The organism is Prevotella brunnea (genome assembly GCF_008016795.1).
Taxonomy (GTDB): domain Bacteria; phylum Bacteroidota; class Bacteroidia; order Bacteroidales; family Bacteroidaceae; genus Prevotella; species Prevotella brunnea.
The window spans coordinates 22,898-36,768 of record NZ_SDIK01000026.1 but is presented as its reverse complement, the minus strand read 5'-3'; the positions used below and the strand labels follow the sequence as shown (position 1 = coordinate 36,768).

Genomic DNA, 13,871 nt, shown 5'->3' with positions numbered 1-13,871 from the left:
ATCTTCTTAATCTTCTGGTACATTGATGATGAACGGTGGACGAGATGACATTTTCAGCACGCTGTCCTTGTTTGTCTTTAGTATCTCTAACACGTGGCTTTCTCGCGTCCTCTCTGTCAGCTGGCTGCTGCTGGACAAAGCCCGATATTTGGCATCCTCGAGCTCTAACGTCAATCGGTCTATCTCGATTAAATCTTTTTGTACGCTGTATCGATTGGATATATAAACGATGATGAAAGCCACCATGAGTATAATCAGCCATATATTATTCCGCAGCAGATGGGCATATAAAATGTCGCCACCCAAGATCTTTTTCAATGTGAAGTTGGCAGAAGCCGGTTGCTCGTCTTCTCGCGCCTGTTCCGCAATGGCAGCTTTAAGCGTTTCTCTCTCCTGTTCTATTCTCTCTCTTTCTTTTTCTTCTGCTTCTTTTTTGACTTTTTCTTTCGCGTCTTCTGCTTCGTGAAGTTTCCCCCCTTGCCGGCTATTCGAAGTTTCGTCCTCGGCTTCTGTCTTTTCGTTGATTTCCAACTTGATGCCTTCTTGTACATCGGTATCTAACGATAGTCTGAGCGCGGCGTCCATTTCAGCGTCGGGCATCTTTTCAACAGCATTTCCCTCGAACCCTTGTTCGGTGGTTGCCGGTGTCTTTCCGATGTTTTTATCCTTCATGTTCATTTGGCATCTTTTCAGCGATTCTCAGTTTTGCGCTTCTGCTTCGTGGGTTGATGGCTTGTTCTTCTTTGCTCGGAGCAATGATTTTGTTGTTGATGAGGCGGAAGGGGGCATCGACATTCCCATAAAAGTCTTTCTTTATCTTTCCCTCGATGTTTCCGGATTTCATGATGTTTTTTACCAGCCTGTCTTCCAGAGAGTGATAGGTGATTACGCTGAGCCTGCCTCCGGGGCGCAATAGGTCTTTTGCGGCTTCGAGCATCTCACGGAGCGCGTCCATCTCATGATTTACTTCTATGCGCAGGGCTTGGAAGAGTTTTGCCGTTTCTTTCTTCCCACGCTCTTTCCTGAACAATGGTTCTACTACGGCTTGAAAGTCTTTGGTTGTACGTATGGGATTTTTTTGTCTATTCTCCATCACTGCCGCTGCAATTTGTCTTGAGTTTCTCAGTTCTCCGTAGAGATAGAAAATGTTGGCAAGCTCTTCTTCTTTGTAATTCTCAAGGATATCGGCAGCCGTCCTGCCCGCGCGTTTGTTCATTCTCATGTCGAGTGGTGCATCGAATCTGAAAGAGAACCCTCGTTCTTCATCATCGAAGTGGTGGCTGCTCACCCCTAAGTCGCCTAACAGTCCGTCTATCCGTTCAATGCCATAATACTGCATCCAGTTTCTGAGGTATCTGAAGTTTGATCGGACAAACGTAAAGTTTTTCGGCATCTCCCTTAAGTCGCTCAGCGTCTTAATATTTTCTTCCGCATCGGCATCTTGGTCGAAGCTGAAGAGGTGTCCTTTTTCGCTCAGTCGAGAGAGAATTTCTCTGCTATGTCCCCCACCGCCGAAAGTAACATCAACATAGATGCCTTCGGGGTGAATGTTCAAACCATCAATGCTTTCTTTTAGCAAGACGGGAACGTGATATGTGGCTGCGGTCTTTATCATTCCGCGCGATTGGTTTTTGTCGTTTCGTTATCCGCACCTATTGTTTTCCCCATCGTGTCTTCCATTGCCTTTGAGAAGTCGTCGGCGTTTAAGAACCGGCTTGGGTTGTCGGTGCTCCACAATTCAATGCAGTCATCCATGCCGATGAACCGTATGCTCTGCTCTATATGCGCCATTTTTATGTAACGTTTCGGAATCAGAAAGCGTCCGTTGCCATCAAGTGTGATCATTTCTACATCGGATACAAACTGTCGATAGACCATTTGGTCGCGCTTGTTCCAACGGTTCAGTTTTTGGCGCAGGCAATCCAACATTTCATTCCATACGCATTCGGGATAAAGCACAAGGCAATCCTGAAAGACATCTTTTCGGAGAATGAGCGAATCAGTTCCGAAAGTGCCCAATACCTTGCGAAATCCGGCGGGGAGAAAAGCCCGTCCTTTGACATCTATTTTTGCTTCCGTACTTCCTAAAAACCGCATGCGTACTTATTTAATAATTGAAATTCGGTTCAAAGTTATACAAAATTCCCCACATATCCCCACTGTACGCCACGATATTTGTCGAAAAGTTGGTTTTTTATGATTTTTAACAGCTTGAGAAATCTTCTTGTAATTTAAATATCTTGGTAAATCTTATGTCAAAGTTGTGAATTTTTTACATTTTCTTTGAGAAATCGCCATTTATTTCAAAAGGTTTCGTTATTTTTGCATTCAGTAAGTTATTATTAAGTTCAAAGAACGAAAATGGAAAAAACCATCGAGGTGGACAAAATCCTTGCCGACAAGATGGGTACGAGAGCCAAATACGTGCCTTGCTTTGCGGTGAATTGGTTAAAACACATCATACACGAAGACGAGGTGAATGACTTTTTGTGGAAAAGTCGCGATAAGTCAGGTACGGAATGGTTAAACGAGTGTGTTCGCTACCTTGACATGACGTTGAAATTGGAAGGAATGGACAATCTGCCTGCAAAGAACGATGGTAAATTATATACTTTTGTTTCCAATCATCCTTTGGGAGGGCAGGACGGAGTGGCTTTAGGCTCGATAATAGGACAACATTATGATGGGAAGTTTCGTTATTTGGTAAATGACTTGTTGCTCAATCTTCCCGGATTAAAACCGGTGAGCATCGGAATCAATAAAACGGGCAAACAAAGCAGGGATTTTCCACGGATGGTAGAGGTGGGCTTTGCAAGCGATAATCACATGCTGATGTTCCCGGCAGGGCTGAACAGTCGGAAAATCAACGGAAAGATACAGGATTTGCCTTGGAAAAAGACCTTTATTTCCAAAAGTGTGGAGACCCAACGCGACGTAGTTCCGATTCATTTCAGTGGGCAAAACTCGGAGCGGTTCTATAGAATAGCGCATTTCAGCGATAAATACCTCAGGAAAGTGAATATAGCAATGCTCTTCCTCGTGGATGAGATGTATAAAAATGTAGGAAAAACATTTAAGATTTCCATAGGTAAGCCTATTCCATGGCAGACATTCGATAAGAGCAAAACACCGATGGAATGGGCACAATTTGTAAGAAGTAAAGTCTATGAACTTGCCTGATAATGCAGCGAGGGAAACCGGCTGCTATAAAAATAATCATGATGGATATGGAAGAAGAGATAATTCAGCCTGTAAATAAAGAACTCCTCAAGAGCGAACTCACCCCGGATAGATTGCTTCGGGCGACAAACAAGAGTCATAACGAAATTTATGTGGCATCCGCTGTCGAGGCGCCCCATTTGATGGATGAAATAGGGCGACTCAGAGAAATAGCGTTTCGCAGTGCCGGGGGCGGAACCGGGAAAGCGAAAGACATTGATGAATTCGACTTGATGCCCGATGGCTGCAAGCAATTGATTGTTTGGAATCCGGAAATGGAGGAAATCATCGGGGGGTACAGATATATCTTCGGCTCAGATTGGCATTTACAACCCAATGGGCAGCCGGTTGTCGCGACAAGTCACATGTTCCATTTCTCGGAGAAGTTCATGAAGGAATTTGCTCCTTACACCGTGGAACTGGGACGCTCATTCGTTTCGCTTGAATACCAAAACGGCAGGAAAAACAGCAAGAGCATTTTCGCTTTGGATAACCTTTGGGATGGGTTGGGAGCTTTGATGGTGCTCAATCCAGAATGTAAGTATTACTTTGGAAAAATGACAATGTATCCGTCCTATATCCGACGCGGACGCGACATGATACTCTACTTCCTGAGAAAATATTTTGGAGATAAAGACAACCTGATTATCCCGATAAAACCGTTGAAAATTGATACTCCGGAGGAAGAATTTGAGGGTTTGTTTGCCGGAGATAATTTCAAGGAGGACTACCGTATCCTAAATCGGCAAATTCGACAATTGGGCTACAACATTCCGCCATTGGTGAATGCTTACATGAACCTCTCTCCCACGATGCGACTTTTCGGAACCGCCATCAATTACGGCTTTGGCGAAGTGGAAGAAACCGGTATCTTGATTGCCGTGGACGAAATTTTTGAAGAGAAACGCATCCGACATATCGAAAGCTTCGTGAAGGATCATCCGGAAGTGTTGCACATCACAAGTGGCGCGAATAACGTTATTTATCGCGACAAGGGACATGTGAATTGATTATTCTGTCCGTCTCTCACCTTATGCCGCTCCATAATTTTCTACCCCATGAAACTTTAGATGCCTTTTTGTAAAGATAAATAACCAAAAATAATGCTTTCAAAAAATGCGGTTTTAGAAAAAATAGAGCCAAACGGTTGCTCTTTTCTGCCAAAAAGAAACATGTTTTTTCGCTTTTATCGGGCCTTTTTTGCAAAAGCACACTTATTGCAATTCGAAAGCTAAGCTTTTGCAATCCGAAAGCTTAGCTATTAAAACACAAAAGCTTAGCCTTTTGTGTTAAAAACTGCATTAATTAAAGCATATTCGCTCAGAGTAAATCTTTCGGTATGCTCATATTGTACAGTTAATCAATTGATTAGCTTAATTGCCAACCATTGTGTTATTTGTGGGCAGATATTCTTTGAAACGAAAATATGCCCATGATTTGCGACTGTTTGTAAAAAAAGTTCACAATCATTAATTATCTTTGGATGATAATTTCTAAAATGCACTTGATACCCTTTCAAGGGGCTTCATTTGCAAGTAATCGCACTCTGTTTTGTAAGCATTACAGATTTTGAAATTACAGCCTGAAGTTAAAGTAAGTTAATGAGGAGGACAATTCTCATAAATTCTTATTTATCCCTATAATAAATGGCTACTTTTGCAAAGTATATAGGACGAATTAACAACGATGCCATCAACCCTTGTTGCCAAAGAACTGCCCATCGTCTTGACACCCATCTTCTTTGAGGCGCGAGAGAGGAGTAGAACTTGGTATATGCGGAATAATTGATGATAATGATTCGCTCACTTGCTTCTTTCGCACTCGCAAAGGAGCAAGTTGAACGATTGAATAATGAATATTTGATTTATAAATAAAACTTAATCTTAAATTAAAAAGTTATGGACAACAAAGAAAAGGCTTTTCGTATAGAAAGCGACCTTCTTGGAGAACTTCAGGTTCCGGCTGATTCCTACTATGGAGTGCAGACTCAGCGCGCAGTGAATAATTACAAAATCTCAACCATGAGAATGTGTGATTATCCCGATTATGTCATCGCGGCTGCTTATGTGAAACTGGCTGCTTCCGAAACGAATCGCGAACTTGGAGAAATCAACGATGAAATTTGCGACGCCATGGCACAGGCTTGTCGTGAAATCATCGATGGCAAGTTCCATGAAGATTTCGTTACCGACATGGTTCAGGGCGGTGCGGGCACTTCCGTGAATATGAATGCCAATGAGGTGATTGCAAATCGTGCTTGCGAAATACTCGGTCATAAGAAAGGCGAACACAAGTATTGCGCTCCCAACGATCATGCCAATTGTGGTCAGTCCACCAACGATGCTTATCCAACGACCATTCGTTTGGCGTTGATTCGCATGAACAAAACGCTTGTTGAGGCATTGACAAAACTTGTGGCTTCCTTCCGTGCCAAAGGGGAAGAGTTCAAGAGCGTTATTAAGATGGGACGCACACAGTTGCAGGATGCCGTTCCCATGACTGCGGGACAGGAATTTAATGCTTTTGCCAACACATTGGAAAATGAAATCAAGAATTTAAACGATGCTGCCGCATTGCTTCACGAAATCAATATGGGTGGAACGGCTATCGGAACAGGCTTGAACGCTGCTCCCGGCTTCCCGGAAATCTGCGCTAAGAAACTTTCCGAACTGACAGGTATGGAATTCAAACCTGCAAAAGATCTTGTTGCTGCCACACCCGACACCGGCGACTATGTTGGCTATAGCCAGGCAATGAAGCATTTGGCAATACGATTGTCTAAGATTTGCAACGATCTTCGCTTGATGGCTTCGGGTCCGCGTTGTGGCCTTCATGAAATCAACCTGCCACCGATGGCACCGGGTTCAAGCATCATGCCGGGTAAGGTTAATCCGGTAATACCTGAAGTAACCAATCAGACTTGTTTCAAAGTGATGGGCAACGATACAACTATCATGATGGCAGCTGAAGCCGGTCAGTTACAGTTGAACGTGATGGAGCCAATCATCATGCAATGTCTGACAGAGGATATTACATGGATGACCAACGCGATGAATACCCTTCGCGAGAAGTGTATCGACGGTATCACCGTAAATGCGGAGCACACCAGCGAAATGGTTAAACATTCTATTGGCATCGTAACGGCACTCAACCCATATATCGGATATAAGAACAGTACGAAGATTGCCAAAGAAGCTTTGGAAACAGGAGCTTCTGTTTATGATCTCATACTGAAACAGAATGTTCTTTCTAAGGAACAGCTCGATAAGATACTCTCTCCGGAACACATGTTAGGTTCTGAGGAAAGAGTGAAATAAAAAGATTGTCTTTTGTAATAAATCGTGTGTACACGGCTTTCATAGCTCGTGTGTGCACGATTTATGGATTTACTCTTTCCAAATCTCGAACGAAGCTGTGGACAACGAAGCTCCGCTGGTGAGGAGTTAGAGATTTTAGACCTCGTTCCACAAATGAAACACCGAACAAGAAAATCCCGGTATCGCACCGTTTGGATGGATACCGGGATTTTTCAATTATTATTCCACTAAATTTTATTTTCTCAAGCGTTCAAATCGTGGTTCACGTTGATAGCTTTCGCTATGGTTAATACCACTATCGCAGCGATTAAAAATATTGTAAACATGATCTTTTTACCTTTCTGAGAGCCCTTTGCTCTCGTTCTTTATGTTATTATTTTTCTTGTTTTCAAATGCAAAGGTACTGCCACAATTCTTTTGAAGCAAGTCGTTTCCCTCCTTTTTTCCAAAAAGATGCCGTTTAATTGCTTTATGTCAAGTGAGTGGACTCTTATCCATCCTGATTTTTGGATGAAGCAAATATTTTCCGTACTTTTGTTACGAAAAGCAGAAAGGTAGCGAAATGGAGAAAAACGACGAACTGAGGACAGCCTGGGACTTTGTGGAACACACGGGAATAAGCATCTTTCTTACCGGAAAAGCCGGCACCGGAAAGACAACCTTTCTCCGTGTCGTGAAAAAACACAGTAAGAAGCGCATTATTGTGGTAGCCCCCACGGGCGTAGCAGCTATCAACGCCGGTGGCGTTACCATCCATTCGTTCTTTCAACTTCCACTTTCTCCTTTTGTTCCTGAAGCGAGGATAGAATCAAAATTCAATTTCAGCAAGGAAAAACGTAAGATTCTACGTACACTCGACCTCCTTATTATCGATGAAATAAGTATGGTGAGAGCGGATACACTCGATGCAATCGATTCCGTGCTTCGTCGTTTCAGAAATCACACCCAACCCTTTGGAGGCGTCCAATTGCTGATGATTGGCGATTTGCAACAGCTCACACCTGTGGTTCGTCCGAACGAGGAGGATTTGCTGCGGAAATATTATGATACACCCTACTTCTTTAGTTCGCAGTCTCTGAAGAACATACAATATGTTACCATAGAATTGAACAAGGTCTATAGGCAACAAGACAATAATTTCGTGTCTATCTTAAATCATATTCGTTGCGGACTAACCACGCCGGACGACCTTCGACAGCTCAACCAACGCTATATTCCCGGTTTTACACCACCGCCCGATAGCGGGTACATCCGACTCACAACACATAACCGGATGGCTCACGACTACAACCGTCGCCAACTGCGAGACTTGTCTGACCGGGAATATACCTTTACGGCGGAAACGAGCGGTCAGTTCCCGGATTATAATTATCCGGCAGATTATGAGTTGAAGCTCAAGCGTAACGCACAGGTGATGTTTATTCACAATGATCCGGATGGAAAATACTACAATGGGCGCATTGGCTATATAGTTGAAATCAATGAAAAGCAAATTAAAATCTTGTGTTCGGGAGATACCGAAGCCATTGATGTTCAGTCTAACACATGGGAAAACACGAAATACACGCTCAACGAGCAAACCAAACAAATACAATCCGAGGTATTGGGCACTTTCACGCAATATCCCCTGCGATTGGCGTGGGCTATAACGATTCACAAAAGTCAGGGACTCACCTTCCAACACGCCATCATCGAGGCACAATGGGCTTTTGCTTCCGGACAAGTTTATGTGGCTTTGAGCCGTTGTCGCACGTTGGAAGGATTGGTGCTTTCATCACCTATCGATCAAAATGCCATCATTAATGATTCACGTGTAAGCAGTTACATCGGAAACCAAACCCAACAATCGCGAGAAAGCATCAAACGTCTGCCCGAGTTGAAAGAGTCTTATTACAGAATTCTGCTGCTTGAACTGTTTGATTTTAAGGAAATAAAACGCGATGAAACCGCACTTTTTCGTGTAGTGTCAGAGTTTTATCATAAATATCCCAAGGTGCAGGCACTTCACAAGACCGCTCTTTCTGATTTGGATGAGCGTATCCTTTCCGTGGCGTCCAAATGGGAAGGCATTATCTCGGCAATGTCCAATGATAAGTTACATTCGATGGAGTTCTTGGAACGAGTTAAGAAGAGCGCACTCTATTTCTATGGCGAACTGACTGAGCTGTTTGAGCATTTGATGGAACTTACAAAATCATTGGAGAGCAACAATAAAATGGGAACAAAGCGTTTTCAACTCGCATTTTCTGATTTGCAGCAGACCTATCTCGCCAAAAAGCTCCTCTTGGAAACCATCATGCGCACGGGATTTACCACGAGCCTTTATCTGAAAGCGAAGCAAGAGGCAATCTTGTCCACACTGCCCGAAGACGGAAAGAGAAAGCGCAAAACAAAGGAGCGGAAGGAAAAAGCCGAACCTAAGGAGAAAACACAAGTTGTAACCTACAAACTTTTCCGACAAGGAAAGAGCCCGGAAACGGTCGCAAACGAACGAGGGCTCACGCTTTCCACCATTCAAGGACATTTAAGCCGATATATCGCCACGGGAGAAATACACTTAGAAGAAATTGTTGGCAACGAAAAAGCGAACTATCTGAGAAGGATTATAAAAGGAGTGAATACCGAGACAAATCTGACTGCCATCAAAAATATATGCAGAGAGGATGTTTCCTATGGCGATATTCGAATGGCACTTGCCGAGAAGGACTTGTCGAGAGGGTAAATTTGTCCATTCCCATCTTGTTGTCTTTTGTTCATAATATGGTTATCTTATTTGCCGATGTGGAAAATTAGGATAAATAATATCATAAACTTACGAATACCTCTTCCTCATCGACTTTTTTAGAGAAAAAAAATAGTGAAATGGTTTTGAGAATGAATAAAATGTAATACCTTTGTAATGTCAATGAAAAACCATTCATTGCAAGTAAGAGAATTAGTTTATTAGTAAGTTAATAATCAGACAAAAGTAGTTGGACTGTTTTCGTGAAGAAAATTATTCAATGAAAATAGAGTCAAGTAATTTTTTTGAGTTATTTAGTTAAGTGGCATGGTCTGTATCTGCGAGAGTAGGTGCAGACTTTTTATTTCTTGGCACAGGGAACTTCTCGGCACAGTAAAAAAGTAATGAGAAAACAACTCGTTGATAATCTTCCTGATTTCGACCTTTTGCGACTTGGGAGGAAAGCTAAATGTCTGTTACACCTGATTTTAAGTTCCATCATCGTTATTATTATCACTTGCAAGTCCTGAAACATCGTTCAAGCCGACAGAGCTGTTAAAAGGCAGGAAGTCCTTAGTGAGGAAATTACCAATCATTGGTAATAGGATTACCAATGGCTGGTAATAGGATTACCAGTGGTTGGTAATAGGATTACCAGTGGTTGGTAATTAGGGCTATTGTGTAATAGTGTCTGCCAAACGCACTATCCCGGTTTGGTAGAAGATAAATCTAAACCGATTATCGGGCTGTTCTTTTATGTGATTTCGTCGATTTCCTAATGTCCGATACAGATTGAATACGTGTCTTTTTCATGGCTGTCATGTTCCTTTTATCCGATTAAAAGCAACTTACTTTGTTGAAATCAAGAATAAATACTTATCTTTGCAGTAGTATTCTAAAATATAATAATATGATGCAAATAGGAGACAAGGCACCCGAAGTTTTGGGAAAAGATCAGGATGGTAAAGAAGTTAAGTTGAGTGATTTCAAGGGGAAAAAGCTTGTTCTTTATTTCTATCCTAAGGATTCCACGCCGGGCTGTACGGCAGAAGCCTGCAACCTGCGCGATAACTACGAACTGATGCTCAAACGAGGTTATGCGGTGGTAGGTGTGAGTGTGCAGGATGAGAAGTCGCATAAGAAGTTTATTGAGAAATATGATTTGCCTTTTCCGTTGATAGCCGATGTGGAAAAAACACTGAATGAAACCTTTGGTGTTTACGGAGAGAAGAAAATGTATGGTCGCACTTACATGGGGACTTTCAGAACCACCTTTATCATCGATGAAACGGGCGTAATTGAAGATGTTTTCACACCTAAACAAATCAAGGTGAAGGAACATGCGGAACAAATTCTTGCCAAGGCAGAAAAAGAATAGGTAATATAACAACTCTCGAATTGAAAAGAATTTCTGGCAAGGTGAGGCAGCAACTCATTGCAAATGCTGCGACATACGAGTGTCGGGAGTTTATTGCCAACGACCCATCTTGCTTCATGCATCAAGTATCCGGTGAACGGAACCAAGAAACGATGGCGTTTATCGCCTCTTGTCTGAGCTATGGCTCGCGAGCAGTTTTTATGCCTAAAATAAGTTTTCTGTTGGAGGCGGCTTGCGGAGAACCTCATGATTGGGTAAGAACTGGAGCTTTTCTGAATGATATTCCCGATGACTTCGAGTGTTTTTACCGGTTGTACACGAATCACACCATGGTGGACTTCTTCCAAGCTCTGCGCGAGATGTTTCTGAAATACGGCAGCCTGCGATCGTATGTGGAAGGTTATGGACGCCGGAAATACGCTTCCCACACTGCCACTTGTGAGAAAATGCAAGGCATAGATGCAGTGGAGAGTCTTTGCAGCTTCTTTTCCGCTCGCCAAATCAAGGGCATGGTGCCCCAAAACACACGGTCTTCTTGTAAGCGTTTGTGTATGTTCTTGCGCTGGATGGTACGTCAGCCATCAGCTGTTGATTTGGGAATTTGGGGCGATTTCATCGATAAAAAGACATTAATCATTCCTCTCGATACGCATGTCTTCCAACAAGGTGCGAGATTGGGTCTCATCGAGGGAAAGTCCATCAATATGACTGCGGCAAGGCAACTTACGAATAAGTTGGCACGAGTCTTTCCGGATGATCCGTTGAAAGGCGATTTCGCGCTTTTCGGAGCAGACGTGAATGGCTGATAAGGACTATGCGAGGATAAAGCTATGGCACAAAAAACGTTGAAAGAGAAAACGGCAAAAGGTCTGTTTTGGGGGGCTGTAAACAATGGCTCCATGCAGGTGCTCAATGCTGTTATCGGAATTTTTCTCAGTCGCATCCTTACCACTTCCGACTATGGTTTGGTGGGAATGTTGGCTATTTTCACCGCAGTGGCAGCTGCCTTGCAAGAGAGTGGGTTTACTTCGGCGTTGGCAAATCTGGAAAAAGCCACCGACAACGATTATAATGCCGTGTTTTGGTTCAGCACCTTTGTGAGTTGGGGCTCTTATCTCCTGCTTTTCTTTTGCGCCCCACTCATTGCCGACTTCTTTCATCATACCGAGCTCGTCGATTTATCGCGCTTTATCTTTGCCACACTGCTGTTTTCGGCTGTTGGGACGGCTCCAGCGGCATATCTTTTCAAGAATCTCATGGTGAGAGAAACTGCCCTCTTGCGCATCACTTCACTGCTTGTGTCGGGCATGGTCGGTATCATTCTCGCGTTGAAGGGTTATGCCTATTGGAGTTTGGCTTGGCAACAAATGCTTTATATTTCCCTGACAAGTCTCGGTCGCTTTTTCCTTGTTCCGTGGCGACCGTCTTTCAAGATTGATTTTAAGCCCATTTGCAGGATGTTCTCTTTCAGTTATAAAATCCTTATTACAACCATCGTGAATACAATCAGCCAAAATTTCCTGACAGTCATCTTCGGACGTCTCTATCCGGCTGCGGCTGTGGGAAACTTCACGCAGGCTTTCAAGTGGGATACCATGGCGAGTACTTTTGTTTCCGGAACGACAGGACAGGTAGCGCAACCAATTCTCGTGGAAGTGAACAGCAATCGCGAACGGCAGGTGAACGTTTTTCGCAAGATGCTTCGTTTTACGGCCTTCCTTGCCTTTCCTGCCATGTTCGGATTGGCGATGGTCGCGCATGAGTTTATTGTTGTTTTGGTGTCTGAGAAGTGGGTCGGCAGTATTCTCCTGCTGCGGATTTTGTGTGTCAGTGGTGCTTTTCTGCCTTTTTATACCTTATACCAAAACCTGATAATCAGTCGTGGAAAATCCGATATATACATGGTTTGCACCATCGCTTTGATAGTGCTGCAAATAGGATTGATGATGGTTTGTTACGCCAAAGGCATTGTTTTCATGGTCAGTGTCTATACGGTGGTGAGTGTTCTTTGGCTGTTTGTTTGGCAATATTTCGCACATCGTGCAATAGGTGTGCGACTTTTGGATGTGATGCTCGACATCTGTCCTTATCTTTTCATTACGTTGGCAGTGATGTCAGCAACCTATTTCCTTACGATATCCGTTTCCAATCTGATAATTCTTCTCTTACTTCGGATTGTTTTAGCGGCAGTGCTTTATTTTATGGTGATGAAACTTTGCGGTTCTAAGATGCTTGCAGAATGTATGGAATATCTACGTGGGAAAAAGGGCTAACGATACATTTGCAATTGCATGATGGGGTAGAGTGCGGCACGTAAGATTCTGATGAATCCTTTGCCGTTGGTATGAAACAATTTTTGGTAGTTCTTGATGCAGTGGTATTGTAAACGCAGGAAATCCGTCCATCCCTTAGCGATTTCCAGTTCCATGATTTTGATGGCTTCTTTAAGATCCGGGCTGTGGGAAACGATGTCTCGCATTAGTTGGAGCTTTGCTGAGAATAGCGGACTTACCTTTTGTTTTGTTTCTCGATAATTTTTGCATCCCCAAAGCAGATTGTTCATGGCGTTTTTCCAAGTCGGAAGGCTTCTGCTATAGTCGGTATAAGTGGTTGCCGATGAGTGTCTGCGAAAATTTACAAGTACTTTATCGATGAAAACGATACTCTCCTTCCCTGCGGCAACAATCGAAAGAACTGCATCGTACATGGAGTAGCGATAAATCGAGTGATCAATGCAGGGCAATTCTTCCAACAATTCGCGCCTGAAGAGCAGCGTGTGCCCCGGCAATCCCAAGAACATCATGCGCAAAATGTTTACGTTTCGTTTCCGATGGTCGAAGAATGCAAACGAACCATCGGTTGAAAAAGGGCGCGAAAGTCCGCTACAAAGTAGTTTTCCCTCTATCGCTCTCATCTGTAGCTCAATTTTGTTCAATTCCCAGATGTCGTCTTGATCAGCCGTAGCAATGAAATCACCTTCAGAACGCTTCATTGCCGATAGGAAGTTGCCGTTGACTCCGTGTTTTTCTTCATTCTTGAAAACTTTTATCCTTGCGTCCTTTCTCGCGTATTCTTTCAGAATGTTTTGCGTTTCATCGGTCGAACCATCGTCTTGGACAATAATTTCATGCACCGGGCAGGATTGTCGCAGAATGGAATCTAATTGTTCACGGATAAATCTTGCACCATTGTATGTGCACATTACGACTGATATCTTTGCGTTAGCTTTCATTTT

The 13,871-nt window shown here is 43.2% G+C and carries 12 protein-coding genes; 8 read left to right on the top strand and 4 right to left on the bottom strand.

What is annotated here, in order from left to right:
• Positions 1-6: 6 nt before the first annotated feature.
• From ETF27_RS04175 to mraZ, 3 genes are read right to left on the bottom strand one after another with little or no spacing between them, the layout of a single operon-like run.
• Entirely contained in the window at positions 7-672 is a 666-nt protein-coding gene (locus ETF27_RS04175; protein WP_240048125.1) for an FtsL-like putative cell division protein, read from the bottom strand.
• A complete protein-coding gene (gene rsmH, locus ETF27_RS04170) occupies positions 662-1,615 on the bottom strand; it encodes a 16S rRNA (cytosine(1402)-N(4))-methyltransferase RsmH (protein ID WP_130830219.1) in 954 nt (317 codons plus the stop codon). The genes ETF27_RS04175 and rsmH overlap by 11 nt, the downstream gene beginning before the upstream one ends.
• Positions 1,612-2,097, bottom strand: coding sequence for a division/cell wall cluster transcriptional repressor MraZ (gene mraZ / locus ETF27_RS04165; RefSeq protein ID WP_130830218.1), 486 nt, complete (start codon positions 2,095-2,097; stop codon positions 1,612-1,614). Before mraZ ends, rsmH begins: the two co-directional genes overlap by 4 nt.
• 264 nt (positions 2,098-2,361) lie before the next feature.
• Between mraZ and ETF27_RS04160 the strand changes: the two genes are divergently transcribed.
• From ETF27_RS04160 to ETF27_RS04130, 8 genes are all read left to right on the top strand, one after another.
• Positions 2,362-3,180, top strand: coding sequence for a glycerol acyltransferase (locus tag ETF27_RS04160; protein WP_130830217.1), 819 nt, complete (start codon positions 2,362-2,364; stop codon positions 3,178-3,180).
• A gap of 47 nt (positions 3,181-3,227) precedes the next feature.
• Positions 3,228-4,229, top strand: coding sequence for a GNAT family N-acetyltransferase (locus tag ETF27_RS04155; RefSeq protein WP_130830216.1), 1,002 nt, complete (start codon positions 3,228-3,230; stop codon positions 4,227-4,229).
• 888 nt (positions 4,230-5,117) lie between these two features.
• The gene (locus ETF27_RS04150) at positions 5,118-6,536 is read left to right on the top strand and encodes an aspartate ammonia-lyase (protein ID WP_130830215.1); all 1,419 of its coding nucleotides are present in this window, start codon (positions 5,118-5,120) and stop codon (positions 6,534-6,536) included.
• 562 nt (positions 6,537-7,098) lie between these two features.
• The gene (locus ETF27_RS04145) at positions 7,099-9,258 is read left to right on the top strand and encodes a helix-turn-helix domain-containing protein (protein WP_130830214.1); all 2,160 of its coding nucleotides are present in this window, start codon (positions 7,099-7,101) and stop codon (positions 9,256-9,258) included.
• Between the two features lie 404 nt (positions 9,259-9,662).
• Positions 9,663-9,788, top strand: a complete 126-nt coding sequence (locus tag ETF27_RS11635; protein WP_262711915.1) for a hypothetical protein — start codon at positions 9,663-9,665, stop codon at positions 9,786-9,788.
• Between the two features lie 383 nt (positions 9,789-10,171).
• The gene (gene bcp / locus ETF27_RS04140; RefSeq protein ID WP_130830635.1) at positions 10,172-10,636 is read left to right on the top strand and encodes a thioredoxin-dependent thiol peroxidase; all 465 of its coding nucleotides are present in this window, start codon (positions 10,172-10,174) and stop codon (positions 10,634-10,636) included.
• Between the two features lie 20 nt (positions 10,637-10,656).
• Positions 10,657-11,442: a TIGR02757 family protein gene (locus ETF27_RS04135; RefSeq protein WP_240048124.1), complete on the top strand. Its 786-nt coding sequence runs from the start codon at positions 10,657-10,659 to the stop codon at positions 11,440-11,442.
• A gap of 24 nt (positions 11,443-11,466) precedes the next feature.
• Complete coding sequence (locus tag ETF27_RS04130; RefSeq protein ID WP_130830211.1) at positions 11,467-12,909, top strand: lipopolysaccharide biosynthesis protein; 1,443 nt, start codon at positions 11,467-11,469, stop codon at positions 12,907-12,909.
• Here the strand turns inward: ETF27_RS04130 and ETF27_RS04125 are convergent.
• Entirely contained in the window at positions 12,906-13,868 is a 963-nt protein-coding gene (locus ETF27_RS04125; RefSeq protein WP_130830210.1) for a glycosyltransferase, read from the bottom strand. The genes ETF27_RS04130 and ETF27_RS04125 overlap by 4 nt on opposite strands.
• Positions 13,869-13,871 lie beyond the last annotated feature (3 nt).

Coding starts and splice junctions, on each gene's coding strand:
- ETF27_RS04160 (WP_130830217.1), top strand. CDS start 2,362: ATGGAAAAAACCATCGAGGTGGACAAAATCCTTGCCGACAAGATGGGT.
- ETF27_RS11635 (WP_262711915.1), top strand. CDS start 9,663: ATGAGAAAACAACTCGTTGATAATCTTCCTGATTTCGACCTTTTGCGA.
- ETF27_RS04150 (WP_130830215.1), top strand. CDS start 5,118: ATGGACAACAAAGAAAAGGCTTTTCGTATAGAAAGCGACCTTCTTGGA.
- rsmH (WP_130830219.1), bottom strand. CDS start 1,615: ATGATAAAGACCGCAGCCACATATCACGTTCCCGTCTTGCTAAAAGAA.
- ETF27_RS04125 (WP_130830210.1), bottom strand. CDS start 13,868: ATGAAAGCTAACGCAAAGATATCAGTCGTAATGTGCACATACAATGGT.
- ETF27_RS04145 (WP_130830214.1), top strand. CDS start 7,099: ATGGAGAAAAACGACGAACTGAGGACAGCCTGGGACTTTGTGGAACAC.
- bcp (WP_130830635.1), top strand. CDS start 10,172: ATGCAAATAGGAGACAAGGCACCCGAAGTTTTGGGAAAAGATCAGGAT.
- ETF27_RS04175 (WP_240048125.1), bottom strand. CDS start 672: ATGAAGGATAAAAACATCGGAAAGACACCGGCAACCACCGAACAAGGG.
- ETF27_RS04155 (WP_130830216.1), top strand. CDS start 3,228: ATGGAAGAAGAGATAATTCAGCCTGTAAATAAAGAACTCCTCAAGAGC.
- ETF27_RS04130 (WP_130830211.1), top strand. CDS start 11,467: ATGGCACAAAAAACGTTGAAAGAGAAAACGGCAAAAGGTCTGTTTTGG.
- mraZ (WP_130830218.1), bottom strand. CDS start 2,097: ATGCGGTTTTTAGGAAGTACGGAAGCAAAAATAGATGTCAAAGGACGG.